This window comes from Solirhodobacter sp. (assembly GCF_964715405.1).
Genome location: NZ_CBAICG010000042.1, coordinates 1 through 19,856, shown reverse-complemented (window position 1 = coordinate 19,856; position 19,856 = coordinate 1). Strand labels below are relative to the sequence as shown.

The following is a 19,856-nucleotide window of genomic DNA, read 5'->3' as shown; positions in this document are numbered from 1 at the left end:
GCGGCCGGAGCGTTCGGTGGGTCGCCTCAGCTTGACCCCGGCGCGACATAGACGCCCTGCTTTTTCAGCGCGTCGATGACTTCCTTCGGCATGTAGTTGGCGTCATGCTTGGCCAGGATGTCGCTCGCCTCGAAGGTGCCGTCGACATAGCGCCCGGTCGCCACCACCCCGGTGCCTTCCGAAAAGAGGTCCGGCAGCGCGCCGGTATAGGTCACCGGCACGGTCGATTTCGTATCCGTCACCGTGAAGCTGATCGTCTGCCCCTGCCCGCGCACCAGGCTGCCCTGAAGGACAAGCCCGCCGATGCGGAACACCTCGGTCGGCGGGATACCGCCCGCGATCACCTGCGTCGGCGTGCGGAAATAGTTGATGCCGTCGCGCATCGCATAGCCGATCATCGTGGTCGACACCGCCAGCGCCACCGCCGCGACGATGATGATCTGCACCCGCCGCTTTTTCTTCAGACCCTTCACCGCAGCCCCCTCACGGAAAGATCGGCGACAGGGTCAACCCGGCCGCCTCGTCATCGCCCAGCATGATGTTGGCGCATTGCAACGCCTGCCCCGAGGCGCCCTTCATGATGTTGTCGAGCACCGAGACAAGGATGATACGCCCCTCGCCGCGATCCTTCACGACGCCAATGTGACACAGGTTGGAGCCTTTGACATGCTGTGTGGCGGGCGTTTGTCCAAGGGGCAGCACCTGCACGAAGCGTTCGCCCGCATAGGTTTCGGCCAGCACCGCGTGCACCCGCTCGGCATCGCCCGCGGCATAGATGGTGGCCATCATGCCGCGGTTCATCGGCACCAGATGCGGGGTGAAGCTGGCCAGCACCGGCTGCCCGGCGGCCAGGCTCAGTTCCTGATCCAGCTCGCCCATGTGGCGGTGATGGGCCACGCCATAGGCACTGAACCCCTCGTTGACCTCGCAATAAAGATTGCCCTCGCGCAGCGCCCGGCCCGCGCCCGACACCCCCGATTTGGCGTCGATCACCAGCCCGTCGGGCGCGATCGCCGCCGCCTTCAGCAGCGGGATCAGCGGCAGCAGCGCGGTGGCGACATAGCAGCCGGTGTTGGCGGTGATCCGCGCGGCGCGGATCGCATCGCGGTAGACCTCGGGCAGGCCGTAGGCGACCTCGGGCTGCACCTCCATCGCGGTATGCTCGATGCCATACCACTTGCGGTAGGCAGCGGCGTCGCGCAGCCGGAAATCGGCCGACAGGTCCACCACCTTCACGCGGCGGTCGAGCGTCTTGACGAAGCCATGCGTCAGCCCGTGCGGCAGCGCGCAGAAGGCCAGATCGACGCCGGAAAAGTCGATCTCTTCCATCGTCTGCAGCCGGGGCAGGTCAAGGTGGCGCAGGTGCGGGAACACCTCGGCCATCGCCAGGCCCGCCTTGCGATCCGCCGACAGGGCGACGATGCGCATCGTCGGATGCGTCGCGATCAGGCGCACGAGTTCGGCCCCGGTATAGCCCGAGGCGCCAAGGATGGCGATGCGGTGGGTCATCATGCTCCCCAGTCTGGCCCGGGGGCGCAGGCCGCGCGGGCGGTTGTGTCAGGCCGTGCCGCGACGACGGCGGATCAGCCAAAGCCCGCCAAGCGCCGCCGCGATCAGCCGCCCGCCCGGTGGCACCGGCACCGGCGCCGGAGCCGAGATCGCCGCCACGACACTGGCATTCGACGGAACGCCGATCGCATAGGCAATGGCGGTGTTGCCATAGGTCATGTTCAGCCCCAAGTAAAGCGGCCCGCTGAACGTCGGCCCCAGCGCCAGTGACAGGGTCTGCGACATCTGGCCCGCCGTGCTGTTCGCCACGCCGAAACTGCCCAGATTGGTGCCGCCCCAGGGGCCATAGGCGAAGGGGCTGCCAGCCGAATACAGCAGCGAGCCGCCCGTGCCGTAATAGCTCCAGCCGTTCGCGGGGCCTTGCGGCGTGATGCCGGCCGGAGTGGAGAAGGTGAACGTCAGCGTCTGCGCCCCGGCAGGCAGGCCGGTCAGCTCCAGCTCGATGGTCTGCCCCGCCGTGGCAGTGCCAAGGATGGTGTCGAAGCCGGTGCCGATCTGGGTCGGGCTGGCGAAGTTTCCGCTGTAGGCGCCGCCCACATCGGCGGGCGACAGCGTCGCCGCCTGCACGGCCCCGGCCAGCAGCATCGCCGCCACCGCCGCCACGCATCCCGCCCCCCACGCCCGATGTCCCACGCCCGCCATGACCGCTCCTGCCGCCTTCATATCCGTCCGGGGCGAGACCTGGCTGCCGTCTGTGGCGCAATTCAGCCGAAATTGGGATGAATCGGCGAAATCGTCCGCTTTTCCACGACAGTCGGCGCCCCGGATCAGGCCGCTTCGAACACGATCGACCGCCGCAGGAACTGTGTCGCCTTGCTCGACACCGCGCGCGGATCGCCGGTGGTCAGGAACGTCGCCCCGGTTCCGGTGCCGCGAAACTCCGGCCGCCGCGTCAGATAGTCGGCCAGGCTCTCGGCCACCAGATCGGCCTGCGAGTAGACCTTGACCCCTGCCCCCAGAGCCTCCTGAAAGGCGGCCTGCACCAGCGGGTAATGCGTGCAGCCCAGGATCGCGGCCTCGGGGTGCGGCATCCTGCGCTTGAGCGCCTCGACATGGCTGCGCACCAGCGCCTCGGCCAGAATCTCGTCGCCCTGCTCGATCGCATCGACCACGCCGCCGCAGGGCTGCGCCTCGACATCCACCCCGATCGCGCGGAACGCCAGTTCGCGCTGAAAGGCGCGGCTCGACACCGTGGCGGGGGTGGCAAACAGCGCGACATGCTTCACCGCAACCTCGCGCGGGGGTGAGTTGTCGCCCCATTGCCGTTCCGTCAGCGCCTCGATCAGCGGCACGAAGACGCCCAGCACGCGTTTGCCCTCGGGCACCCAGGTTTCCTGCATCCGGCGCAGCGCGGCGGCACTGGCGGTGTTGCAGGCCAGGATCACCAGATCGCAGCCCTCGGCCCAAAGCCGTTCCACCCCGGCGCAGGTCAGGTTGAAAATGTCGTCGGGCGTCCGCACCCCGTAGGGCGCGTGGGCATTGTCGCCGTAGTAGACGAACGCTACGTCGGGCAGCCGCCGCGCCACGGCGTCGAGCACCGTCAGCCCGCCCAGTCCGCTGTCGAATATCCCTACCGCCATCGCCCTGCCCCCGCATTCCGCCGGATACAGGGCATAGTCGCCTAACCGCGCCGATGGAAGACGTCGCCGAACACCGAGATCGTCTGATCGTCAACCCAGATGACGTTGTAGTAGATCGGCGCGGGCTGATACTGGTTGGCGTTCATGATCGTCAGGATGCCGCCCGCGCCAGACGGATCCCAACTGCACGCGCCCACCACCGTATAGGTGCCGTTGGCGCCAAAACCGCAGGTCGCGCTGTCCGAGATCGTCATCTCTTCGCTGCCGTCATCGGTCGTCCAGTATCCGACCGGCATCGGCGACTGCGCCGAGGCGAGCGGCGCGGACAGCAGAAAGGCAAGCGGAATGAAGGCGTGAATACTGCGCATGGAGGCCCCCGGTTCAGCCGGGCAAAGCCCGGCAATGCTCACTGCTCAACAGGTCAAGCTTTGTATTTTTCTTCGAATTCGTAGCCGTGATCAAAACTTTTCAGCGGCACCGGCGACAGCTCGTAGGTCGAGCGGCGCAGGAACTCCATCATCTTCTTGGGGTCCGACTTCAGCGGTTCCAGCTTGGCCGAGGCGATCGGCTCGCCGACCACGACGCGCACCGGCCCGCCGATGCGGCGGCGGAATTCCTTGATCAGCAGCGCCACCCGCAGCGTCGGGTGAAGGTGGCTGACCAACTGGAACAGGCGGCTGTTGTGGCCTTCGAAGAACACCGGCACCACGGTCGCGTTCGACCTGGCGATCATCTTGGCGGTGAAATTGCGCCAGCCGGGGTCCATCGGCTGGCCGAACGGCCTCGCCGCCGTCGATACCGTGCCGCCGGGGAACACCCCCACCGCGCCACCCGCGTTCAGGTATTTCAACGCCGTCGCGCGGGTTTCGAGGTTCAGTTTCACCGCGTCTTTGGTCTCGTCGAACGAGATCGGCAGGATCACGCCGTCCAGCTCGCTGGAGCGGCGGAACACGTTATGCGCCAGAATGCGGAAATCGCCGCGCACCCGATCCAGCAGCAGCCCCATCATCAGCCCGTCAAGAATGCCGAACGGGTGGTTGGCGATCACCACCAGCGGCCCGTTCGCGGGAATATGGCTCAGCGAGCCGCCCGTCACCTCCAGCGACAGCCGGTAGCGGTCGGCGATCACCTCCCAGAAACTGCGGCCGCGTTCCACCTCGAACTGATAGCCGCTGGCCTTCTTGATCAGCCCGAGCCGCCCGGTCGTGTTTTCGATCGCGCGGATCACCGCACGGCCGCTGCGCGAACTGGCCGAATAGGAGTAGCTGATTTCCCGCGTAACCTGGTTCTTGTGCATCCCGATCCCCGAAAGGTAGCGCGCCCGCCTTAGCGCGGTTTGCCGAGTCTGGCCAGCAAAGATGACAGTTTCGCAAAGAGACGGCGTCACTCCGCCGCCTGTTGCACCGCCGCGCCACCCGCCCGGAACGCTTTCAGCATCTGCTCGCGGCGTTTGGCGATCTTTTCGGCATTCGCCGCTTTCACCGGGCCAAAGCCACGCAGTTGCAACGGCAGTTCCGCCAGTGCCACCGCCAGATCCAGCGTCGCGGGCGTCACCACGGCCAGCACCTCGGCCATGTCGGTTTCATAGACCGCAATCGCGGCGCGTTCGGCGCGGCGCTCGGCGGTGCGCCCGAACGGGTCGAACGAAGTGCCGCGCAGGCGCTTCAGCCGCGCCAGCAGCCCGAAGGCGCGCAGCATCGCGGGCCCGAAGGCGCGCTTGACCGGCCGCCCGTCGGGGCCGGTCCGGCTGAGCAGCGGCGGCGCCAGGTGGAAGGTCATGCGGAACGCGCCGTCGAACTCGGCCCGTGCCTTCGCCCCGGTTTCCAGATGCAGCCGGGCAACCTCGTATTCGTCCTTGTAGGACAATAGTTTGTGATAGCCTTTTGCGATGGCCCCCCGCAGCCGCGGATCGCTGGCCTTGTCGACCAGCCGCCGGTAGCGCGCGGCATAGCGGGCCGACTGGTAGGCGGTCAGATGCGCCACGCGGAACGCGATCACCTCGTCCAGCGTCTTCGGTTTCGCCACCACGGTCGGCGCCAGCACGCGGCCCGCCTGATCGGGGTGCGCGGCGGCCCAGCGGCCGAGTTCGAACGCGCGCTGGTTCGCCTCGACGCCGGCCTTGTTCAGCACGATCGCCTGCAGGATCGCGGCATGAGACAGCGGGATCAACCCGCTTTGCCAGGCCGCGCCGAATACCATCATGTTGGAATAGATCGAATCGCCCAGCAGGATGCGCGCCAGTTCGCTCGCATCGAACATCGTCAGGCGATCCTTCAGCCGCGCTTCAAGACCAAGCTCCAACCGATCGAATGGCAAGCGGAATTCGGTGTTGCGGGTAAACTCGCCGGTGACGATCTGGTGGCTGTTCACCACCGCGCCGGTGCGCCCCGTGGTCATCAGGCCCAGCGTGCGCGCCCCCGCCGTAACCACCAGATCGCCGCCGATCACCGCGTCGGCCTCGCCCACCGCCACGCGGATCGCGCTGATGTCCTCGGGCCGGTTGGCGATGCGACAGTGGATGTGCACCGCGCCGCCCTTCTGGGCCAGCCCCGCCATTTCCATCATGCCGGCGCCCTTGCCATCGAGATGGGCGGCCATCGCCATGATCGCGCCGACCGTCACCACGCCGGTGCCGCCGACCCCGGTGATCACCACGTTGAAGGTGCCGTTGATCGCGGGCAGCGCGGGCGCGGGCAGGTCCGTGATCTCGACGGTCTGCGTCGCGGCCTTCTTCACCACCGCCCCCTCCAACGTCACGAACGAGGGGCAAAACCCCTTGACGCAAGAGAAATCCTTGTTGCAGCTCGACTGGTCGATGGCCCGCTTGCGGCCCAGTTCCGTCTCCACCGGCACGATGGACACGCAGTTCGACTGCACCCCGCAATCGCCGCAGCCTTCGCAGATGTCGGTGTTGATGAAGACCCGCTTGTCGGGATCGGGAAATTCGCCCTTCTTGCGGCGGCGACGCTTTTCGGCGGCACAGGTCTGCACATAAACAATGGCCGATACACCCCTGATGTGGCTGAACTTCTCCTGCACCGACATCAGCTCTTCACGCTCGTGCAGCTCGATCCCCTTGGGAAAGCGGCTCAGGTCCAGCCCCTCCTTCGCGTCGTAGACAACGGCGATGCGCTGCACCCCCATCGCCTGAATCTCGCGCGCGATGCGGTCGGCGGTCAGGCCGCCCTCGTTGTGCTGCCCGCCGGTCATCGCCACGGCATCGTTGAACAATATCTTGTAGGTGATGGTGGTTCCCGCCGCCAGGGCCGCCCGGATCGCCTGCACGCCCGAGTGGTTGTAGGTGCCGTCGCCAAGGTTCTGGAACACATGGTCACGGCTGGAAAACGGCGCCTCGCCGATCCAGTTCGCGCCCTCGCCGCCCATCTGGGTGAAGCCGGTGGTGGCGCGGTCCATCCACTGCACCATGTAGTGGCAGCCGATCCCGGCATAGGCCCGGCTGCCTGCGGGCACCTTGGTCGAGGTGTTGTGCGGGCAACCCGAACAGAAGTAGGGCAAGCGCGCCGCAAGGTCTTTCGCGTTGTCGGCTTTGCGTGCATCCTCAAGCCGTTGCAGGGCGGCGCTGAGGCGGTCCGTGCCGCGCCCCTCCTCGACCAGGATCGCCCCCAGCTTCTCGGCGATCAGGATCGGGTCGAGCGCGTAGCGGGTCGGGAACAGCTCCACCTGGCGGCCATGTTCCCAGGTGTCGCCCTTGTGCCAGCCGTAGACGCGGCGGCCCTTGCGATCATCAAAGATCGCCTCTTTCACCTGCACTTCGATCAGCTTGCGCTTTTCCTCCACCACAACGATCAGATCAAGCCCCTCGGCCCATTCGTGAAAGCTCTGCATGTCCAGCGGCCAGACCTGCGCCACCTTGTAGGTGGTGATCCCCAGCCGCCCGGCCTCGGCCTCGTCGATCCCCAGCAGCGACAGCGCATGGACCAGATCAAGCCAGTTCTTGCCCGCCGCGACAAAGCCGATCTTCGCCCCCGGCTGGCCCCAGACCCGCTTGTCGATCCGGTTCGCCCGCGCGAAAGCCTCGGCGGCGAAGCGCTTGAAGTCGATCATCCGCGCCTCTTGCAGCACGGGGGTGTCGATCAGCCGGATGTTCAGCCCGCCCGGCGGCAACTTGAAATCGGGCGTCACGAAGGTCAGCCGGTGCGGATCGCCATTCACCACGGCGGTCGCCTCGACCGTGTCCTTCATCGTCTTGAGGCCGACCCAGACTCCGGCAAACCGGCTCAGCGCCCAGCTATAGAGGCCGAGATCAAGGATTTCCTGCACCCCCGCGGGCGAGACCACCGGCATGTAGGCATCCATCATCGCCCAGTCGGACTGGTGCAGCGTGGTGGATGACTCGCCGGTATGGTCATCCCCCATCGCCATCAGCACGCCGCCCTTCGGCGCGGTGCCCGCCATGTTGGCGTGGCGCATTACGTCGCCCGAACGGTCCACCCCCGGCCCCTTGCCATACCAGAGCGCGAAAACGCCGTCATATTTCCCCTCGCCGCGCAACTCGGCCTGCTGGCTGCCCCAGATCGCGGTTGCCGCCAGATCCTCGTTCAACCCGGCCTGAAACACCACGTCGGCGGCGCCCAGTTCCTTGCCCGCGCGCATCATCTGCATGTCCACCGCGCCCAGCGGACTGCCGCGATAGCCGGTGACATAACCCGCGGTGTTCAGCCCCGCCGCCCGGTCGCGCGCCTTCTGCATCAGCATCAGCCGCACCAGCGCCTGGGTGCCGTTCAGCAGAACCGGCGATTTCGTGAGGTCGAAACGGTCGGAAAGCTGGATATCCTGCAGGCTCATGACGCACCCTCCCTGGTTCGCACGCGCGCCGCCATGATAGGTCACACTTTCTGACCTACAAAGAACATATTTCGCAAAAGTTCATTTACATGACAGAAATCCTGTCTAGGTAAGCTGCTTCAATGTTAGCGTCGGACAAATTTGGAAGAGTTGCGTGATGGATTGGGACAAGCTCAGAATATTTCATGCCGTCGCGGACGCGGGCAGCCTGACCCATGCGGGCGAGACGCTGCACCTGTCGCAATCGGCCGTGTCGCGGCAGATTCGCTCGCTGGAAGAGAGCCTGAACACGACGCTGTTCCACCGCCATGCCCGCGGACTGATTCTCACCGAACCGGGCGAGTTGCTGTTCGAGGCCACCAGTTCAATGGTAAAGCGGCTCGATGCCGCTTCGGCGCGCATCCGCGACACCGAGGACGAGGTGATGGGGGAATTGCGCGTCACCACCACCACCGGCTTCGGCACGCTCTGGCTGGCGCCGCGGCTGTCGGCGCTTTACGCGAAATACCCCGACCTGAAGATCAACCTGATGCTGGAAGAACGCGTGCTCGACCTGCCGATGCGCGAGGCCGATGTGGCGATCCGCATGAAGGAGCCGACCCAGGCCGACCTGATCCGCAAGCGGCTGATGAACATCCGGATGCAGCTCTACGCCTCCAGCCAATACATCGCGGAACGGGGCAAGCCGGAACGGCTGGAAGACCTGTCGCAGCACCGGCTGATCTGTCAGGCCCCGGCCACGCCGCAGGTCGCCGCGGGTGCGGCGCTGGTGCAGACGCTGATGGCCTACAACGTGCCCTCGATGCTGACGGTGAACAACTACTTCGGCGTGTTGCAGGCGGTGCTCAGCCATCTTGGCGTCGGCGTCCTGCCGGACTACCTGACCGAGGATTTCCCCAACCTTGTCCGCGTGTTGCCGGATGTGGAATCGACCGATGTGCCGGTATTCCTCGCCTACCCCGAGGAGTTGCGGCATTCCAAGCGGGTGTCGGCCTTCCGCGATTTCGTCACCGAGGAAATCTTTGCCCACCGCCATCGCCAGCAGATCGGCTGAGGCGGAAACGCCACATATGCGGGACATGCATATCGGCCATGCTGCACCTGCGGCGTCATTTCCCTTGAACCACGAGTCATCAGCCCCTAACTGCATTCACAGAAGAAGCTGGCGACCCTGTCACAGGTTCTTCTACCTCCCTGTTGGACTTGGGCCGAGCTTTGCTCGGCCTTTTTTTTCGCCCTTGCCGCCTCCTGCCCGAAATTGCCGCGCCGCGGCACCGGGATGCACGGGATCAGGGCGTCCCGTGAACCCCAGGGCCCCGGCGTGGAGGTGGCGAAGAATTCGGGCCTTCCCCCGCCTGCCCCCATATCCTAAGAGCGGGCAAAGGGTCCGCCGCGTCCGGACCCGGTGGGAGACGGAAGATGGACGAGCCGCAAATCACCCCCGCGCTGATCGCCGCACACGGAATGAAGCCCGACGAATACCAGCGGCTGCTGGCCATCATCGGCCGCGAGCCGACGTTCACCGAACTGGGCATCTTCTCGGCGATGTGGAACGAGCATTGTTCCTACAAATCATCCAAGAAATGGCTGCGCACGCTGCCCACCACCGGGCCGCAGGTGATCTGCGGACCGGGCGAGAATGCGGGCGTGGTCGATATCGGTGCCAATGATCAGGGAATCCGGCAGGCGATCGTCTTCAAGATGGAAAGCCACAACCACCCCAGCTACATCGAGCCGCATCAGGGCGCCGCGACCGGCGTCGGCGGCATCCTGCGCGACGTCTTCACGATGGGCGCGCGGCCGATCGCGGCGATGAACGCATTGAGCTTTGGCGAGCCGTCGCACCCCAAGACCGCGCATCTGGTCAAGGGCGTGGTCGAGGGCGTCGGCGGCTACGGCAACGCCTTCGGGGTGCCGACGGTCGGCGGCGAGGTGCGGTTCCACCGCTCCTACAACGGCAACTGTCTGGTCAACGCCTTCGCCGCGGGTCTGGCCGATGCCGACAAGATCTTCTACTCCGCCGCCTCGGGCGTCGGGATGCCGGTGGTCTACCTCGGTGCCAAGACCGGCCGCGACGGCGTCGGTGGCGCCACCATGGCCAGCGCAGAATTCGACGACACGATCGAGGACAAGCGCCCCACCGTGCAGGTCGGCGACCCCTTCACCGAAAAGCGGCTGCTGGAGGCCTGCCTGGAACTTATGGCCTCGGGCGCGGTGATCTCGATTCAGGACATGGGCGCCGCGGGCCTGACCTGCTCGGCGGTCGAGATGGGCGACAAGGGCGACCTCGGCATCCGGCTCGACCTTGACCGCGTGCCCTGCCGCGAAACCGGCATGACCGCCTACGAGATGATGCTGTCGGAATCGCAGGAACGGATGCTGATGGTGCTGAAGCCCGAGAAGGAGGCCGAGGCGAAGGCGATCTTCGACCGCTGGGATCTCGACTTCGCCATCGTCGGCGAGACGATCCCGGAAGACCGCTTCGTCGTGATGCACGGCAACAGGGTGATGGCCGACCTGCCGCTGAAGGCGCTGGCGGGCAACGCGCCGGAATATGACCGGCCCTGGGTGGAAACCCCCGCCCCCGGCCCGATGGACCCGGTGCCGCATATCGACCCGATCGACGCCCTGAAGGCGCTGATCGGCTGCCCGAACTACGCCTGCAAGGCCTGGGTCTGGGAGCAATACGACAGTCAGGTGATGGCCGACACGGTGCGCGCGCCGGGCCTTGGCGCGGGCGTGGTGCGGGTGCATGGCACCGGCAAGGCGCTGGCCTTCACCAGCGACGTGACGCCGCGCTATGTCAAGGCGAACCCGTTCGAGGGCGGCAAGCAGGCGGTGGCCGAGGCCTGGCGCAATCTGGTCGCCTGCGGCGCGACGCCGCTCGCCGCGACCGACAACCTGAACTTCGGCAACCCGGAAAAGCCCGAGATCATGGGCCAACTGGTCGGCGCCATCAAGGGCATCGGCGCGGCCTGCATCGCGCTGGACCTGCCGATCGTGTCGGGCAACGTCAGCCTTTACAACGAAACCGATGGCACCGGCATCCTGCCCACCCCCACCATCGGCGCGGTCGGCATCCTGCACAGCCTCGACGATTTGATCGCGGGGCACCCGAAGAATGGCGAGGTCGCGCTGGTGATCGGCGAAAGCCACGGCCATCTGGGCCAGTCGGCGCTGCTGGCCGAGGTGTTCCACCGCGAAGACGGCGACGCCCCCCACGTTGACCTGGTCGCCGAGAAACGCAACGGCTCCTTCCTGCTCGCGCACCGCCACCTGTTCACCGCCGCCACCGACCTGTCCGACGGTGGCCTTGCGCTGGCCGCGTTCGAAATGGCCGAGGGCGCCGGGCTGGGCCTGACGCTGGACAGCGCCGACACCGGGTTCCTGTTCGGCGAGGATCAGGCGCGCTACCTCGTGTCCTGTTCCTTCGATCAGGCCGAGGCGCTGATGGGGGTGGCAAACCATGCCGGGGTGCCGGTCCATGCGGTCGGCCGGTTCGGCGGCCACATGGTGCGGATCGGCGGGTCCGAGGCGGCGCTGACCGATCTCTCGGCGCTCTATCGCAGCGCCTTCGCGCGCGCGGTGGGCTGACGCTGCGGCAGGCGGGGGGCTGTCTGCCCCCCGCACCCCCCGAGGGTATTTGTGCCAAGATGAGTGGGCAGGTCCGGCGAAAGGCACATTCGTCGCATCTGTTTTCCGGCGCCTCCCCCGGCCCGCTCTTGCGGCAGGCCGGGGCGGGGCATAGATTTGCACCAGACAACCGACAGGACCCCTGCCCGATGGCGATCGAAGCCCAAGACATCGAGAACCTGATCCGCGCCGACTTTCCCAAGGCGCGCATCACCATCACCGACCTGGCCGGTGACGGCAACCACTGGGCGGCGGAAGTGATCGACGAAAGCTTCCGCGGCCTCAACCGCGTGCAGCAGCAGCGCGCCGTCTATGCCAGCCTGAAGGGCAAGATGGACGGGGCGCATGGCGAATTGCACGCCCTTGCACTGACCACCAAGGCGCCGGACTGATCCGGCACCACATTCCATCATCCCGCGGCCCCGCCGCAGACCACAGAAGGGCTCGGCCATGAGCGCGAAAGACAATATCCGCGATACCGTCACCTCGAACGACGTCGTGCTGTTCATGAAGGGCACCAAGATGATGCCGCAATGCGGCTTTTCCAGCCGGGTGGCGGGGGTGCTGAATTACATGGGGGTGCAGTTCACCGATGTGAACGTGCTCGCCGATCCGGACATCCGTCAGGGCATCAAGGACTTCTCGGACTGGCCGACGATCCCGCAGCTTTACGTCAAGGGCGAATTCGTCGGCGGCTGCGACATCGTCACCGAGATGACGCTGTCGGGCGAACTGGACGCGCTGTTCGAGGCGAAGGGCGTGACCTTCGACAAGGACGCCGCCGCGAAGATCCGCGAAGCCAACGGCTGAGCCGGGCGGACGCCTGACCGCAAGACCCCCGCTTGCGCGGGGGTGATCCGTTTCGCGTGTCAGGTCGTTTCGCGTGTCAGGGCGTCGGCGTGACCGGCGGCAGCCGTTCGGCCAGCGCCGCCGCCAGCGCCTCGGCGCGCGCCGCCATCTCGGCCAGCGTGTCGGTGACCGAGCGCGGCAGCACCGGCACCTCGATCCGTTCCGGCGCGGGCGCGGGACGGGCTTTCAGGTCCGCCAGTTCCGCCTCGATCTGCGCCAGCTTCGCGGTCTGGGCGCGGGCCTGATCCTCCATCCCAGCCACCCGGTCGGCGATCATCAGCCCCGCCATCAGCAGCATCCGGCTTTCGGGCATCCGGCCGATCTGGTCCAGAAGCACCCGCGCTTCGGTATCCAGCGCCTTGGCGGCGGCGCGCAGGAACAGCTCTTCCCCCGCCTGGCAGGCCACTTCGAACGGGCGGCCGCCCACGGTCACGGTCACTTCAGGCATCGGTATCCTCCCCGATCAGGGGCTTCAGTTCGGCAAGAATGCCATCGAGTTCCGCCACTTCGGCGGCCCGGGCGGCGCGCAGCGCGTCGAGTTCCGCCTGCAGCGACTTGTTGACAAGCTGCGGATCGCTGACCCCGCGCTCGGCCGCCTCGCGCAGCGCGCGGTTCGTCTCGCGCAGTTGCACGCTGGTGGATTTCATCCGCCCAAGCTCGATCCCCTGCGCGTCGATCTGTGCGGTCAGTGCTTCGACGCGCGCCTCCAGCGGCGCCGACCCGGCGGCCTGGCGGTCGTGCAGCGCTTGCAGCCGCGCCTGCAACTGGGCGTTCGCGTCCCGCTCCACCTGCAGCGCTTCGGCCAGCCGCTGCGCTTCCGGGTCGGCGGCCGGGGCCTGCGGTTCGGGCGCCGTGGCCCCCTGCGGCAGCACGGTCAGCCCGTCCAGCGCCTCGACCCCCTGGGCGATGCGGTCCAGCGCGAGCGTGATGCGCCGCTCCAGTTCCTGCAAATCCTGCATGACGTTTTCCTTCTTCCTGGCCTGCACCGCGCCCGAATCGCCCCTCGGGTGCGGCCTGCCGATCTTAAACCAAAGCCACGACCGAATTCTTCCCACAATCCCCGGGCTGCGGCGTCCCGTGCGCTTGATCTGTGGCCAGACGCTGATATGAGGGCTCAAGACGGCGAAAAGCGGCCCGAAAACCCCGGTGGAGGAGACTGACCCTTGGACATCGCAACCCTGCGCAGCACGCACCCTGACCACTGGCGCAAGGCGTCCGCGATCCGGATGCTGGCCATCGACGCGGTTCAGGCCGCCAATTCCGGCCATCCGGGGATGCCGATGGGCATGGCCGACGTGGCGACGGTGCTCTACTCCAAGCATCTCAAGTTCGATGCGAAGAACCCCGAATGGCCGGATCGCGACCGTTTCATCCTGTCGGCCGGGCATGGCTCGATGCTGCTTTACGCGCTCTTGCACCTGACCGGCTCGCCCGACATGACGATCGAGCAGATCAGGAACTTCCGCCAGTGGGGATCGAAGACCGCAGGCCACCCGGAATACGGCCATGCGCGCGGCATCGAGACGACGACCGGCCCGCTGGGTCAGGGCATCGCGAACGCGGTCGGCTTCGCCATCGCCGAGGAATCGCTGCGCGCCCGCTTCGGTCGCAAGATCGTGGATCACACCACCTGGGTGATCGCGGGCGACGGCTGCCTGATGGAAGGCATCAGCCAGGAAGCGATCGGCCTTGCCGGCATGCAGAAGCTGGGCAAGCTGATCGTGCTGTGGGACAACAACTCGATCTCGATCGACGGCAAGGTCAGCCTGTCGGACGTCACCGACCAGCGCGCCCGCTTTGCCGCCTCGGGCTGGACCGTGCTGCACTGCGATGGCCATGACCCCGACGACATCGACCGCGCGATGACCGCCGCGAAGGCGTCCGACAAGCCGGTGATGATCGACTGCAAGACCCACATCGGCTTTGGTTCGCCCAAGAAGCAGGACACCGCGGGTGCCCACGGCTCGCCGCTCGGCCCCGAAGAAATCGTCAAGGTTCGCGAAATCTACGGCTGGGATTACCCCGCCTTCGTCATCCCCGCCGACCTCAAGGCGGAATGGGAGGCCGTCGGCGCCCGTGGCGCGCAGGACCGCACCGCCTGGGAAGGCCGCGTCGCCGACCTCTCGGCCGCCAAGCGCGAGGAGTTCGACCGCGTGATGCGGCGCGAGGCGCCCAAGAAGCTGGGCGCCGTGATCCGCGCGCTGAAAAAACAGATGAGCGAGGCCAAGCCGAAGGTTCCGACCCGCAAATCGTCCGAGATGGTGCTCGAGGTGGTCAACCCGATGATGCCGGAACTGCTGGGCGGCTCGGCCGACCTGACCGGCTCGAACCTGACCAAAACTGGCGATCAGACCATCTTCAACCCGGAAAACCGCAAGGGCCGCTACATCCACTACGGCATCCGCGAACACGGCATGGCGGCGGCGATGAACGGCATGGTGCTGCATGGCGGCATCCGCCCCTACGGCGGCACCTTCCTGTGCTTCACCGACTACGCCCGCGGCGCGATGCGGCTGTCGGCGCTGATGGGCGTGCCCACCATCTATGTGATGACGCATGATTCGATCGGTCAGGGCGAGGATGGCCCGACCCACCAGCCGATCGAGCATCTGGCGATCTGCCGCGCCACGCCCAACACCTGGCTCATGCGCCCCTGCGATACGATCGAGACCGCCGAGGCCTATGAACTGGCGCTGAACGCCACCACCACGCCCACGGTGCTGGCGCTCAGCCGCCAGAACCTGCCGACGCTGCGCACCGAGCACACCAGCAAGAACCTGACCGCGCAGGGCGCCTATGTGCTGGCCGAGGCCACCGGCAAGCGGCAGGTGATCCTGATCGCCACCGGGTCCGAAGTGCAGATCGCCCTGAAGGCGCGCGAGACGCTGGAGGCCGAGGGCATCGGCACCCGCGTCGTCTCGATGCCCTGCATGGAACTGTTCGCCGCGCAGCCCGAAAGCTACCGCAGAAAGGTGCTGCCCGCAGGCCCGGTGCGCGTGGCGATCGAGGCGGCGGGCGAGTTCGGCTGGGATCGCTGGCTGTCGGGCGAACGTGGCCGCACCGGCAAGTCGGGCTTCATCGGCATGACCGGCTTCGGCGCCTCCGCCCCGGCGGAACGGCTGTTCACCGAATTCGGCATCACCGTTGAAGCGACCGTGGCAAAGGCCAGGTCGCTTCTCTGATCCTTGCCCGGCGCGGAGCCTTCCGCGCCGGGCGCCTCCGGCCCTGCGGCACATCGGTGTCGCACGTCCGGGCCCCGTGATGCCGGGTGGTCCTGCCCGGCGGCAGCAGGAATGAATGTGTGACCAACCGCATCGCGCTGATCCTTGGCCTCGTGCTCGTGCTGACCTTCGGGGTCGATCATTTCGCCAATCAATCCCACATGGCGATCTTTCTCGGTCAGAAGATCATGGCCTTCACCAATTACCTCGAATTCTGGCGGTAAGTCGCACGACACGGCGGAGACTGACGCCCCAGATCACCCCCCCGCGCCCCAGCCCGGACCACCGCACCCAAGGGCCGCGCCCATTCGCAAGAGGAAGATGCTCATGACTGTCAAGGTAGCCATCAACGGCTTCGGCCGCATCGGGCGCAACGTGCTGCGCGCCATCATCGAATCCGGCCGCACCGACATCGAGGTGGTGGCGATCAACGATCTCGGCCCGGTCGAGACCAACGCCCACCTGCTGCGCTTTGACTCGGTGCACGGCCGCTTCCCCGGCACCGTCACCACCACCGCCACCACCATCGACGCCGGCCGCGGCCCGATCGAGGTGACGGCGATCCGCAACCCGGCCGAGCTGCCGTGGAAGCACATCGACATCGTGCTGGAATGCACCGGCATCTTCACCGACAAGGACAAGGCCAAGATCCACCTGGAAAATGGCGCCAGCCGGGTGCTGGTTTCAGCGCCCTCGGCCGGGGCCGACAAGACCATCGTCTACGGCGTCAACCATGACACGCTGACCAAGGACGACCTGATCGTCTCGAACGCCTCCTGCACCACCAACTGCCTGGCGCCGGTCGCCTATGTGCTGCACAACACCGTCGGCATCACCAAGGGCTTCATGACGACGATCCACAGCTACACCGGCGACCAGCCGACGCTGGACACGATGCACAAGGATCTTTACCGCGCCCGCGCCGCCGCGCTCAGCATGATCCCGACTTCGACCGGCGCCGCCAAGGCCGTCGGCCTCGTGCTGCCGGAATTGAAGGGCAAGCTCGACGGCGTTGCGATCCGGGTGCCGACGCCCAACGTCTCGGTCGTCGATCTGGTGTTCGAGGCCAGCCGCGCCACCTCGGTGGAGGAGATCAACGCCGCGATCCGTGCCGCCGCCGATGGCAAGCTGAAGGGCATCCTGGGCTATACCGACGCCCCCAACGTCAGCCACGATTTCAACCACGACCCGCATTCCTCGGTCTTCCACATGGACCAGACCAAGGTGATGGACGGCACGATGGTGCGCATCCTGAGCTGGTATGACAACGAGTGGGGCTTCTCCAACCGCATGGCCGATACGGCGGTTGCGATGGGCAAGCTGCTCTGACATCACATCGGGGGCGTTCACGTTCCGGATTCCCCCGATGCCCTCGTCCTCCGTCCTGATCCAGCAGTTCATCACCCTCTGGGTCGTCATCGACCCGGTGGGCACGCTGCCGATCTTCCTCGCCGCCACCGCGGGCATCCCGGCGGCTGCGCGCCGCGGGGTGGCGTTCCGCGCCGTGGCGGTGGCCTTCGGGGTGCTGCTGGCCTTCCTGGTGGGCGGGCAGATCGTGCTTGATGCGCTGAACATCCCGCTGCCCGCGTTCCAGATCGCGGGTGGGCTCGTGCTGCTGGTCTTCGCGCTGTCGATGATCTTCGGCCCGCCCAAGCCCGATGCCAGCACCGCCGCTGCCGATCCGCGCCACGTCGCGGTGATCCCGATCGCGATCCCCTCCATCGCCTCGCCCGGCGCCATGCTGGCGGTCGTGGTGCTGACCGACAACACCCGCGTCGCCATCCCGGCGCAGGCCATGACGGCGGCGCTGATGGCGGGGGTTCTGGCCTGCACGCTGACCCTGCTGTTGCTCGCCGCCCCGATTCACCGGGTGATCGGAATCACCGGCGAGGTGGTGATCAGCCGCGTCATGGGCATCATTCTTGCCGCAGTCGCGGTGGATGAGATGTTGCGCGGCTTCGTTGCGATCGGCGCGCTGCCGCCATTCTGACCGCTCGATCAACGAGTTACAGCGTTTCTTCCAGAGCTATGCGTTTGACGCATGCCGCCTCGCGCGCCCTGCAGGTTGTTAGCGCCACCATCTTCCCCAAATCTTGGCATGACGGCACCGATGCCGCCCTTCCGATCCGAAAGGATGCCAAGATGAAATCGCTCGTTTCCCACCTCCGCGCCGCCGCCCGCAACCGCGTGGCCTACCTGCGCACGGTCGCCGAACTGTCGCGGCTGCCGCTCGACACCCGCCTCGATCTCGACATCTACGCCGGTGACGTGCGCCGGATCGCCCACCGCGCCGTCTACGGCGCCTGAAACGGCGCCCCCATTCTTCTTGGCGGAAATACTCCGGGGGTGCGGGGGCCGGCCCCCGCGCGCGCCCTCAGCCGTAGCGCGCCACCAGCGCCGCGCGCACCGGCGGCGTGACGAACTTCGACACGTCGCCGCCCAGCCGCGCGATTTCCTTCACCAGCTTCGAGGCGATCGCCTGATGCCGCGCCTCGGCCATCAGGAACACCGTCTCGATGCTGGCATCCAGCGCGCGGTTCATGCCGACCATCTGGTATTCGTATTCGAAATCCGCCACCGCGCGCAGCCCGCGGATGATCAGCCCGGCGCCGACATCGCGGGCGCAGTCGATCAGCAGGTTCTCGAACGGATGTGCCACGATCTCGACACCGGTCTTCTGCACCAGACCGGCGCATTCCGCCTCGATCATCGCCACCCGTTCCTCCAGCGAGAACAAGGGTTTCTTGTCGCGGTTGATGGCCACGCCGATCACCAGCCGGTCGACCAGCACCGTCGCCCGCCGGATGATGTCCAGATGGCCGAGCGTCAGCGGGTCGAAGGTGCCGGGGTAAAGTCCGATGCGCATGGGGCCCTCCAAGACGTCTTGGCGCACGCAACAAGATTGCGCCGCGGTTTGCAAGACCCCGTCCGCTTCAGAAGCCCTTGATCATCCCCTCCAGCGCGTCCTTTTCCATCCCCAGTTCAGACAGCCGCGCCTTCACCACGTCGCCGATCGAGATCAGGCCGACCATCACGGCGCCCTCCATCACCGGCATGTGGCGAAAGCGGCCATCGGTCATCTTCTGCATCACGCTTTCGGCGCGCTCGTCCGGGGTGCAGCCGACGATGGCCGTGGTCATCACCTTCTCGACCGGGTCGTTCAGGCTGTCCGGCCCGCGGCGGCCGAGTTCACGCACCACGTCGCGTTCCGACAGGATGCCCGCGACATGGCGGCCATCGGTCGAGACGATCAGCGCCCCGATCCGCCGCGCCGACAGAATCTCCACCGCTTCCGCGACCGTGGTTCCGGGCGGCACTGTCACCACCGCGCCTTCGGGTTTGCCCTTAAGGATCTGCTGAACGATCATCGTTTCCCCTCCTCCAAGGTGGGCCTTCAGCGTCGGTCCGCCGCGACATTCTGTCAAGCAAGGCTTTCAAGCCGCGCCACCTCGCGCCGCACCCCCTGCGCCAGCAGGTCGGCAAACCGGTTCAGCCGCTCCACCCGGCGGTCGTCGGCGTGGCGGATCAGGTAGAACGCGCGGCGCAGCGCCACCTGCCCCGCCAGCACCCGCACCGCCTCGGGCGCCGTCGGCAGCGCGAAGTCATGCACCACCGCGACCCCCGCGCCCTGCCGCACCCAGTTCAGTTGCACCGTGACCGAGTTCGAGGCCAGCGGCACCGCCCCGGCCCCGACCTCGCCGAGATAGTCGAGTTCCTTGTCGAAGATCATGTCGGCGATGTAGCCGACAAAGCGGTGGCCCTTCAGGTCGGCCGGGGACTGGATCGGCGGGTGGGCTGCGAGGTAATCGCGGCTGGCGGCCAGATGGAGGTGGTAGTCGGTGATCTTCTGCACCGTCAGCCGCCCGGCCTCGGGGCGGCTGACCGCGATCGCCATGTCGGCCTCGCGTTTCGACAGGTTGAAGACGCGCGGCAGCGCGACGATCTGCACCTCCAGCCCCGGATTGTCGTCGCAGATCGCCGCCACCACCTGCGGCAGCACATAGGTGGCGCAGCCGTCCGGCGCGCCGATGCGGATCTGGCCCGACAACTGCCCGGCGCCACCGCGCACCTCCTCCAGCGCGCCCGCCACCGCCTGTTCGGTGCGCACCGCGTGATCCAGAAGCCGCGTGCCCTCCTCGGTCAGCGCATAGCCCTGCGGCCCCTTGGTGAAGAGCCGCGCCCCCAGCGCCTCCTCCAG

At 66.9% G+C, this 19,856-nt stretch carries 21 protein-coding genes; 9 read left to right on the top strand and 12 right to left on the bottom strand.

The window, feature by feature from the left end; genetic code table 11:
* Positions 1–26 precede the first annotated feature (26 nt).
* The 7 genes from ccmE to AC11WY_RS15575 all read right to left on the bottom strand — a co-directional run bounded on the left by ccmE (position 27) and on the right by AC11WY_RS15575 (position 7,955).
* Positions 27–473, bottom strand: a complete 447-nt coding sequence (gene ccmE, locus AC11WY_RS15605; protein WP_482927145.1) for a cytochrome c maturation protein CcmE — start codon at positions 471–473, stop codon at positions 27–29.
* A 10-nt stretch (positions 474–483) separates the two neighbouring features.
* Entirely contained in the window at positions 484–1,509 is a 1,026-nt protein-coding gene (argC, locus tag AC11WY_RS15600; RefSeq protein WP_482927143.1) for an N-acetyl-gamma-glutamyl-phosphate reductase, read from the bottom strand.
* Positions 1,510–1,557: 48 nt separating this feature from the next.
* Complete coding sequence (locus AC11WY_RS15595) at positions 1,558–2,211, bottom strand: hypothetical protein (protein ID WP_482927141.1); 654 nt, start codon at positions 2,209–2,211, stop codon at positions 1,558–1,560.
* A 125-nt stretch (positions 2,212–2,336) separates the two neighbouring features.
* Positions 2,337–3,149, bottom strand: a complete 813-nt coding sequence (locus tag AC11WY_RS15590; protein ID WP_482927139.1) for a glutamate racemase — start codon at positions 3,147–3,149, stop codon at positions 2,337–2,339.
* A gap of 41 nt (positions 3,150–3,190) precedes the next feature.
* On the bottom strand, positions 3,191–3,517 hold the full coding sequence (locus AC11WY_RS15585; RefSeq protein ID WP_482927137.1) for a hypothetical protein: 327 nt from the start codon (positions 3,515–3,517) through the stop codon (positions 3,191–3,193).
* 53 nt (positions 3,518–3,570) lie between these two features.
* Positions 3,571–4,446: a lysophospholipid acyltransferase family protein gene (locus AC11WY_RS15580; RefSeq protein ID WP_482927135.1), complete on the bottom strand. Its 876-nt coding sequence runs from the start codon at positions 4,444–4,446 to the stop codon at positions 3,571–3,573.
* Positions 4,447–4,532: 86 nt separating this feature from the next.
* A complete protein-coding gene (locus AC11WY_RS15575; protein ID WP_482927133.1) occupies positions 4,533–7,955 on the bottom strand; it encodes an indolepyruvate ferredoxin oxidoreductase family protein in 3,423 nt (1,140 codons plus the stop codon).
* A gap of 157 nt (positions 7,956–8,112) precedes the next feature.
* Between AC11WY_RS15575 and AC11WY_RS15570 the strand changes: the two genes are divergently transcribed.
* From AC11WY_RS15570 to grxD, 4 genes are all read left to right on the top strand, one after another.
* Positions 8,113–9,009, top strand: coding sequence for a LysR family transcriptional regulator (locus tag AC11WY_RS15570; RefSeq protein WP_482927131.1), 897 nt, complete (start codon positions 8,113–8,115; stop codon positions 9,007–9,009).
* A 365-nt stretch (positions 9,010–9,374) separates the two neighbouring features.
* Positions 9,375–11,549, top strand: coding sequence for a phosphoribosylformylglycinamidine synthase subunit PurL (gene purL / locus AC11WY_RS15565; protein WP_482927129.1), 2,175 nt, complete (start codon positions 9,375–9,377; stop codon positions 11,547–11,549).
* A gap of 188 nt (positions 11,550–11,737) precedes the next feature.
* Complete coding sequence (locus tag AC11WY_RS15560; RefSeq protein ID WP_482927127.1) at positions 11,738–11,980, top strand: BolA/IbaG family iron-sulfur metabolism protein; 243 nt, start codon at positions 11,738–11,740, stop codon at positions 11,978–11,980.
* A 58-nt stretch (positions 11,981–12,038) separates the two neighbouring features.
* Positions 12,039–12,398 carry a Grx4 family monothiol glutaredoxin gene (grxD, locus tag AC11WY_RS15555; RefSeq protein WP_482927125.1) on the top strand — a complete coding sequence of 120 codons (360 nt, stop codon included), beginning with the start codon at positions 12,039–12,041 and terminating at the stop codon, positions 12,396–12,398.
* Positions 12,399–12,474: 76 nt separating this feature from the next.
* Here grxD and AC11WY_RS15550 read toward each other — a convergent pair whose 3' ends face one another.
* Both AC11WY_RS15550 and AC11WY_RS15545 read right to left on the bottom strand, forming a co-directional pair.
* On the bottom strand, positions 12,475–12,885 hold the full coding sequence (locus AC11WY_RS15550; protein WP_482927123.1) for a cell division protein ZapA: 411 nt from the start codon (positions 12,883–12,885) through the stop codon (positions 12,475–12,477).
* Positions 12,878–13,396, bottom strand: coding sequence for a hypothetical protein (locus tag AC11WY_RS15545; RefSeq protein WP_482927121.1), 519 nt, complete (start codon positions 13,394–13,396; stop codon positions 12,878–12,880). The genes AC11WY_RS15550 and AC11WY_RS15545 overlap by 8 nt, the downstream gene beginning before the upstream one ends.
* A gap of 204 nt (positions 13,397–13,600) precedes the next feature.
* Between AC11WY_RS15545 and tkt the strand changes: the two genes are divergently transcribed.
* From tkt to AC11WY_RS15520, 5 genes are all read left to right on the top strand, one after another.
* Positions 13,601–15,619 carry a transketolase gene (gene tkt, locus AC11WY_RS15540; protein ID WP_482927119.1) on the top strand — a complete coding sequence of 673 codons (2,019 nt, stop codon included), beginning with the start codon at positions 13,601–13,603 and terminating at the stop codon, positions 15,617–15,619.
* 119 nt (positions 15,620–15,738) lie between these two features.
* Positions 15,739–15,882: a hypothetical protein gene (locus AC11WY_RS15535; protein ID WP_482927117.1), complete on the top strand. Its 144-nt coding sequence runs from the start codon at positions 15,739–15,741 to the stop codon at positions 15,880–15,882.
* Between the two features lie 103 nt (positions 15,883–15,985).
* Positions 15,986–16,987: a type I glyceraldehyde-3-phosphate dehydrogenase gene (gap, locus tag AC11WY_RS15530; RefSeq protein ID WP_482927115.1), complete on the top strand. Its 1,002-nt coding sequence runs from the start codon at positions 15,986–15,988 to the stop codon at positions 16,985–16,987.
* A gap of 37 nt (positions 16,988–17,024) precedes the next feature.
* Positions 17,025–17,648, top strand: a complete 624-nt coding sequence (locus tag AC11WY_RS15525) for a MarC family protein (protein WP_482927113.1) — start codon at positions 17,025–17,027, stop codon at positions 17,646–17,648.
* Positions 17,649–17,800: 152 nt separating this feature from the next.
* Complete coding sequence (locus AC11WY_RS15520) at positions 17,801–17,965, top strand: hypothetical protein (RefSeq protein WP_482927111.1); 165 nt, start codon at positions 17,801–17,803, stop codon at positions 17,963–17,965.
* A 67-nt stretch (positions 17,966–18,032) separates the two neighbouring features.
* On the opposite strand, the gene coaD is transcribed toward AC11WY_RS15520, so the two are convergent.
* From coaD to AC11WY_RS15505, 3 genes are all read right to left on the bottom strand, one after another.
* A complete protein-coding gene (gene coaD / locus AC11WY_RS15515) occupies positions 18,033–18,524 on the bottom strand; it encodes a pantetheine-phosphate adenylyltransferase (protein WP_482927109.1) in 492 nt (163 codons plus the stop codon).
* 67 nt (positions 18,525–18,591) lie between these two features.
* Entirely contained in the window at positions 18,592–19,026 is a 435-nt protein-coding gene (locus tag AC11WY_RS15510) for a CBS domain-containing protein (RefSeq protein ID WP_482927107.1), read from the bottom strand.
* A gap of 53 nt (positions 19,027–19,079) precedes the next feature.
* The coding region (locus AC11WY_RS15505) for a LysR family transcriptional regulator (RefSeq protein WP_482927105.1) at positions 19,080–19,856 on the bottom strand (777 nt) is incomplete at its 5' end.

Bases quoted from the DNA above. Each gene is read 5' to 3' on its own strand.
- argC (WP_482927143.1), bottom strand. From the start codon at position 1,509: ATGACCCACCGCATCGCCATCCTTGGCGCCTCGGGCTATACCGGGGCC.
- AC11WY_RS15595 (WP_482927141.1), bottom strand. From the start codon at position 2,211: ATGGCGGGCGTGGGACATCGGGCGTGGGGGGCGGGATGCGTGGCGGCG.
- AC11WY_RS15590 (WP_482927139.1), bottom strand. From the start codon at position 3,149: ATGGCGGTAGGGATATTCGACAGCGGACTGGGCGGGCTGACGGTGCTC.
- AC11WY_RS15585 (WP_482927137.1), bottom strand. From the start codon at position 3,517: ATGCGCAGTATTCACGCCTTCATTCCGCTTGCCTTTCTGCTGTCCGCG.
- AC11WY_RS15580 (WP_482927135.1), bottom strand. From the start codon at position 4,446: ATGCACAAGAACCAGGTTACGCGGGAAATCAGCTACTCCTATTCGGCC.
- AC11WY_RS15575 (WP_482927133.1), bottom strand. From the start codon at position 7,955: ATGAGCCTGCAGGATATCCAGCTTTCCGACCGTTTCGACCTCACGAAA.
- AC11WY_RS15570 (WP_482927131.1), top strand. From the start codon at position 8,113: ATGGATTGGGACAAGCTCAGAATATTTCATGCCGTCGCGGACGCGGGC.
- purL (WP_482927129.1), top strand. From the start codon at position 9,375: ATGGACGAGCCGCAAATCACCCCCGCGCTGATCGCCGCACACGGAATG.
- AC11WY_RS15560 (WP_482927127.1), top strand. From the start codon at position 11,738: ATGGCGATCGAAGCCCAAGACATCGAGAACCTGATCCGCGCCGACTTT.
- grxD (WP_482927125.1), top strand. From the start codon at position 12,039: ATGAGCGCGAAAGACAATATCCGCGATACCGTCACCTCGAACGACGTC.
- AC11WY_RS15550 (WP_482927123.1), bottom strand. From the start codon at position 12,885: ATGCCTGAAGTGACCGTGACCGTGGGCGGCCGCCCGTTCGAAGTGGCC.
- AC11WY_RS15545 (WP_482927121.1), bottom strand. From the start codon at position 13,396: ATGCAGGATTTGCAGGAACTGGAGCGGCGCATCACGCTCGCGCTGGAC.
- gap (WP_482927115.1), top strand. From the start codon at position 15,986: ATGACTGTCAAGGTAGCCATCAACGGCTTCGGCCGCATCGGGCGCAAC.
- AC11WY_RS15525 (WP_482927113.1), top strand. From the start codon at position 17,025: ATGCCCTCGTCCTCCGTCCTGATCCAGCAGTTCATCACCCTCTGGGTC.
- AC11WY_RS15520 (WP_482927111.1), top strand. From the start codon at position 17,801: ATGAAATCGCTCGTTTCCCACCTCCGCGCCGCCGCCCGCAACCGCGTG.
- coaD (WP_482927109.1), bottom strand. From the start codon at position 18,524: ATGCGCATCGGACTTTACCCCGGCACCTTCGACCCGCTGACGCTCGGC.
- AC11WY_RS15510 (WP_482927107.1), bottom strand. From the start codon at position 19,026: ATGATCGTTCAGCAGATCCTTAAGGGCAAACCCGAAGGCGCGGTGGTG.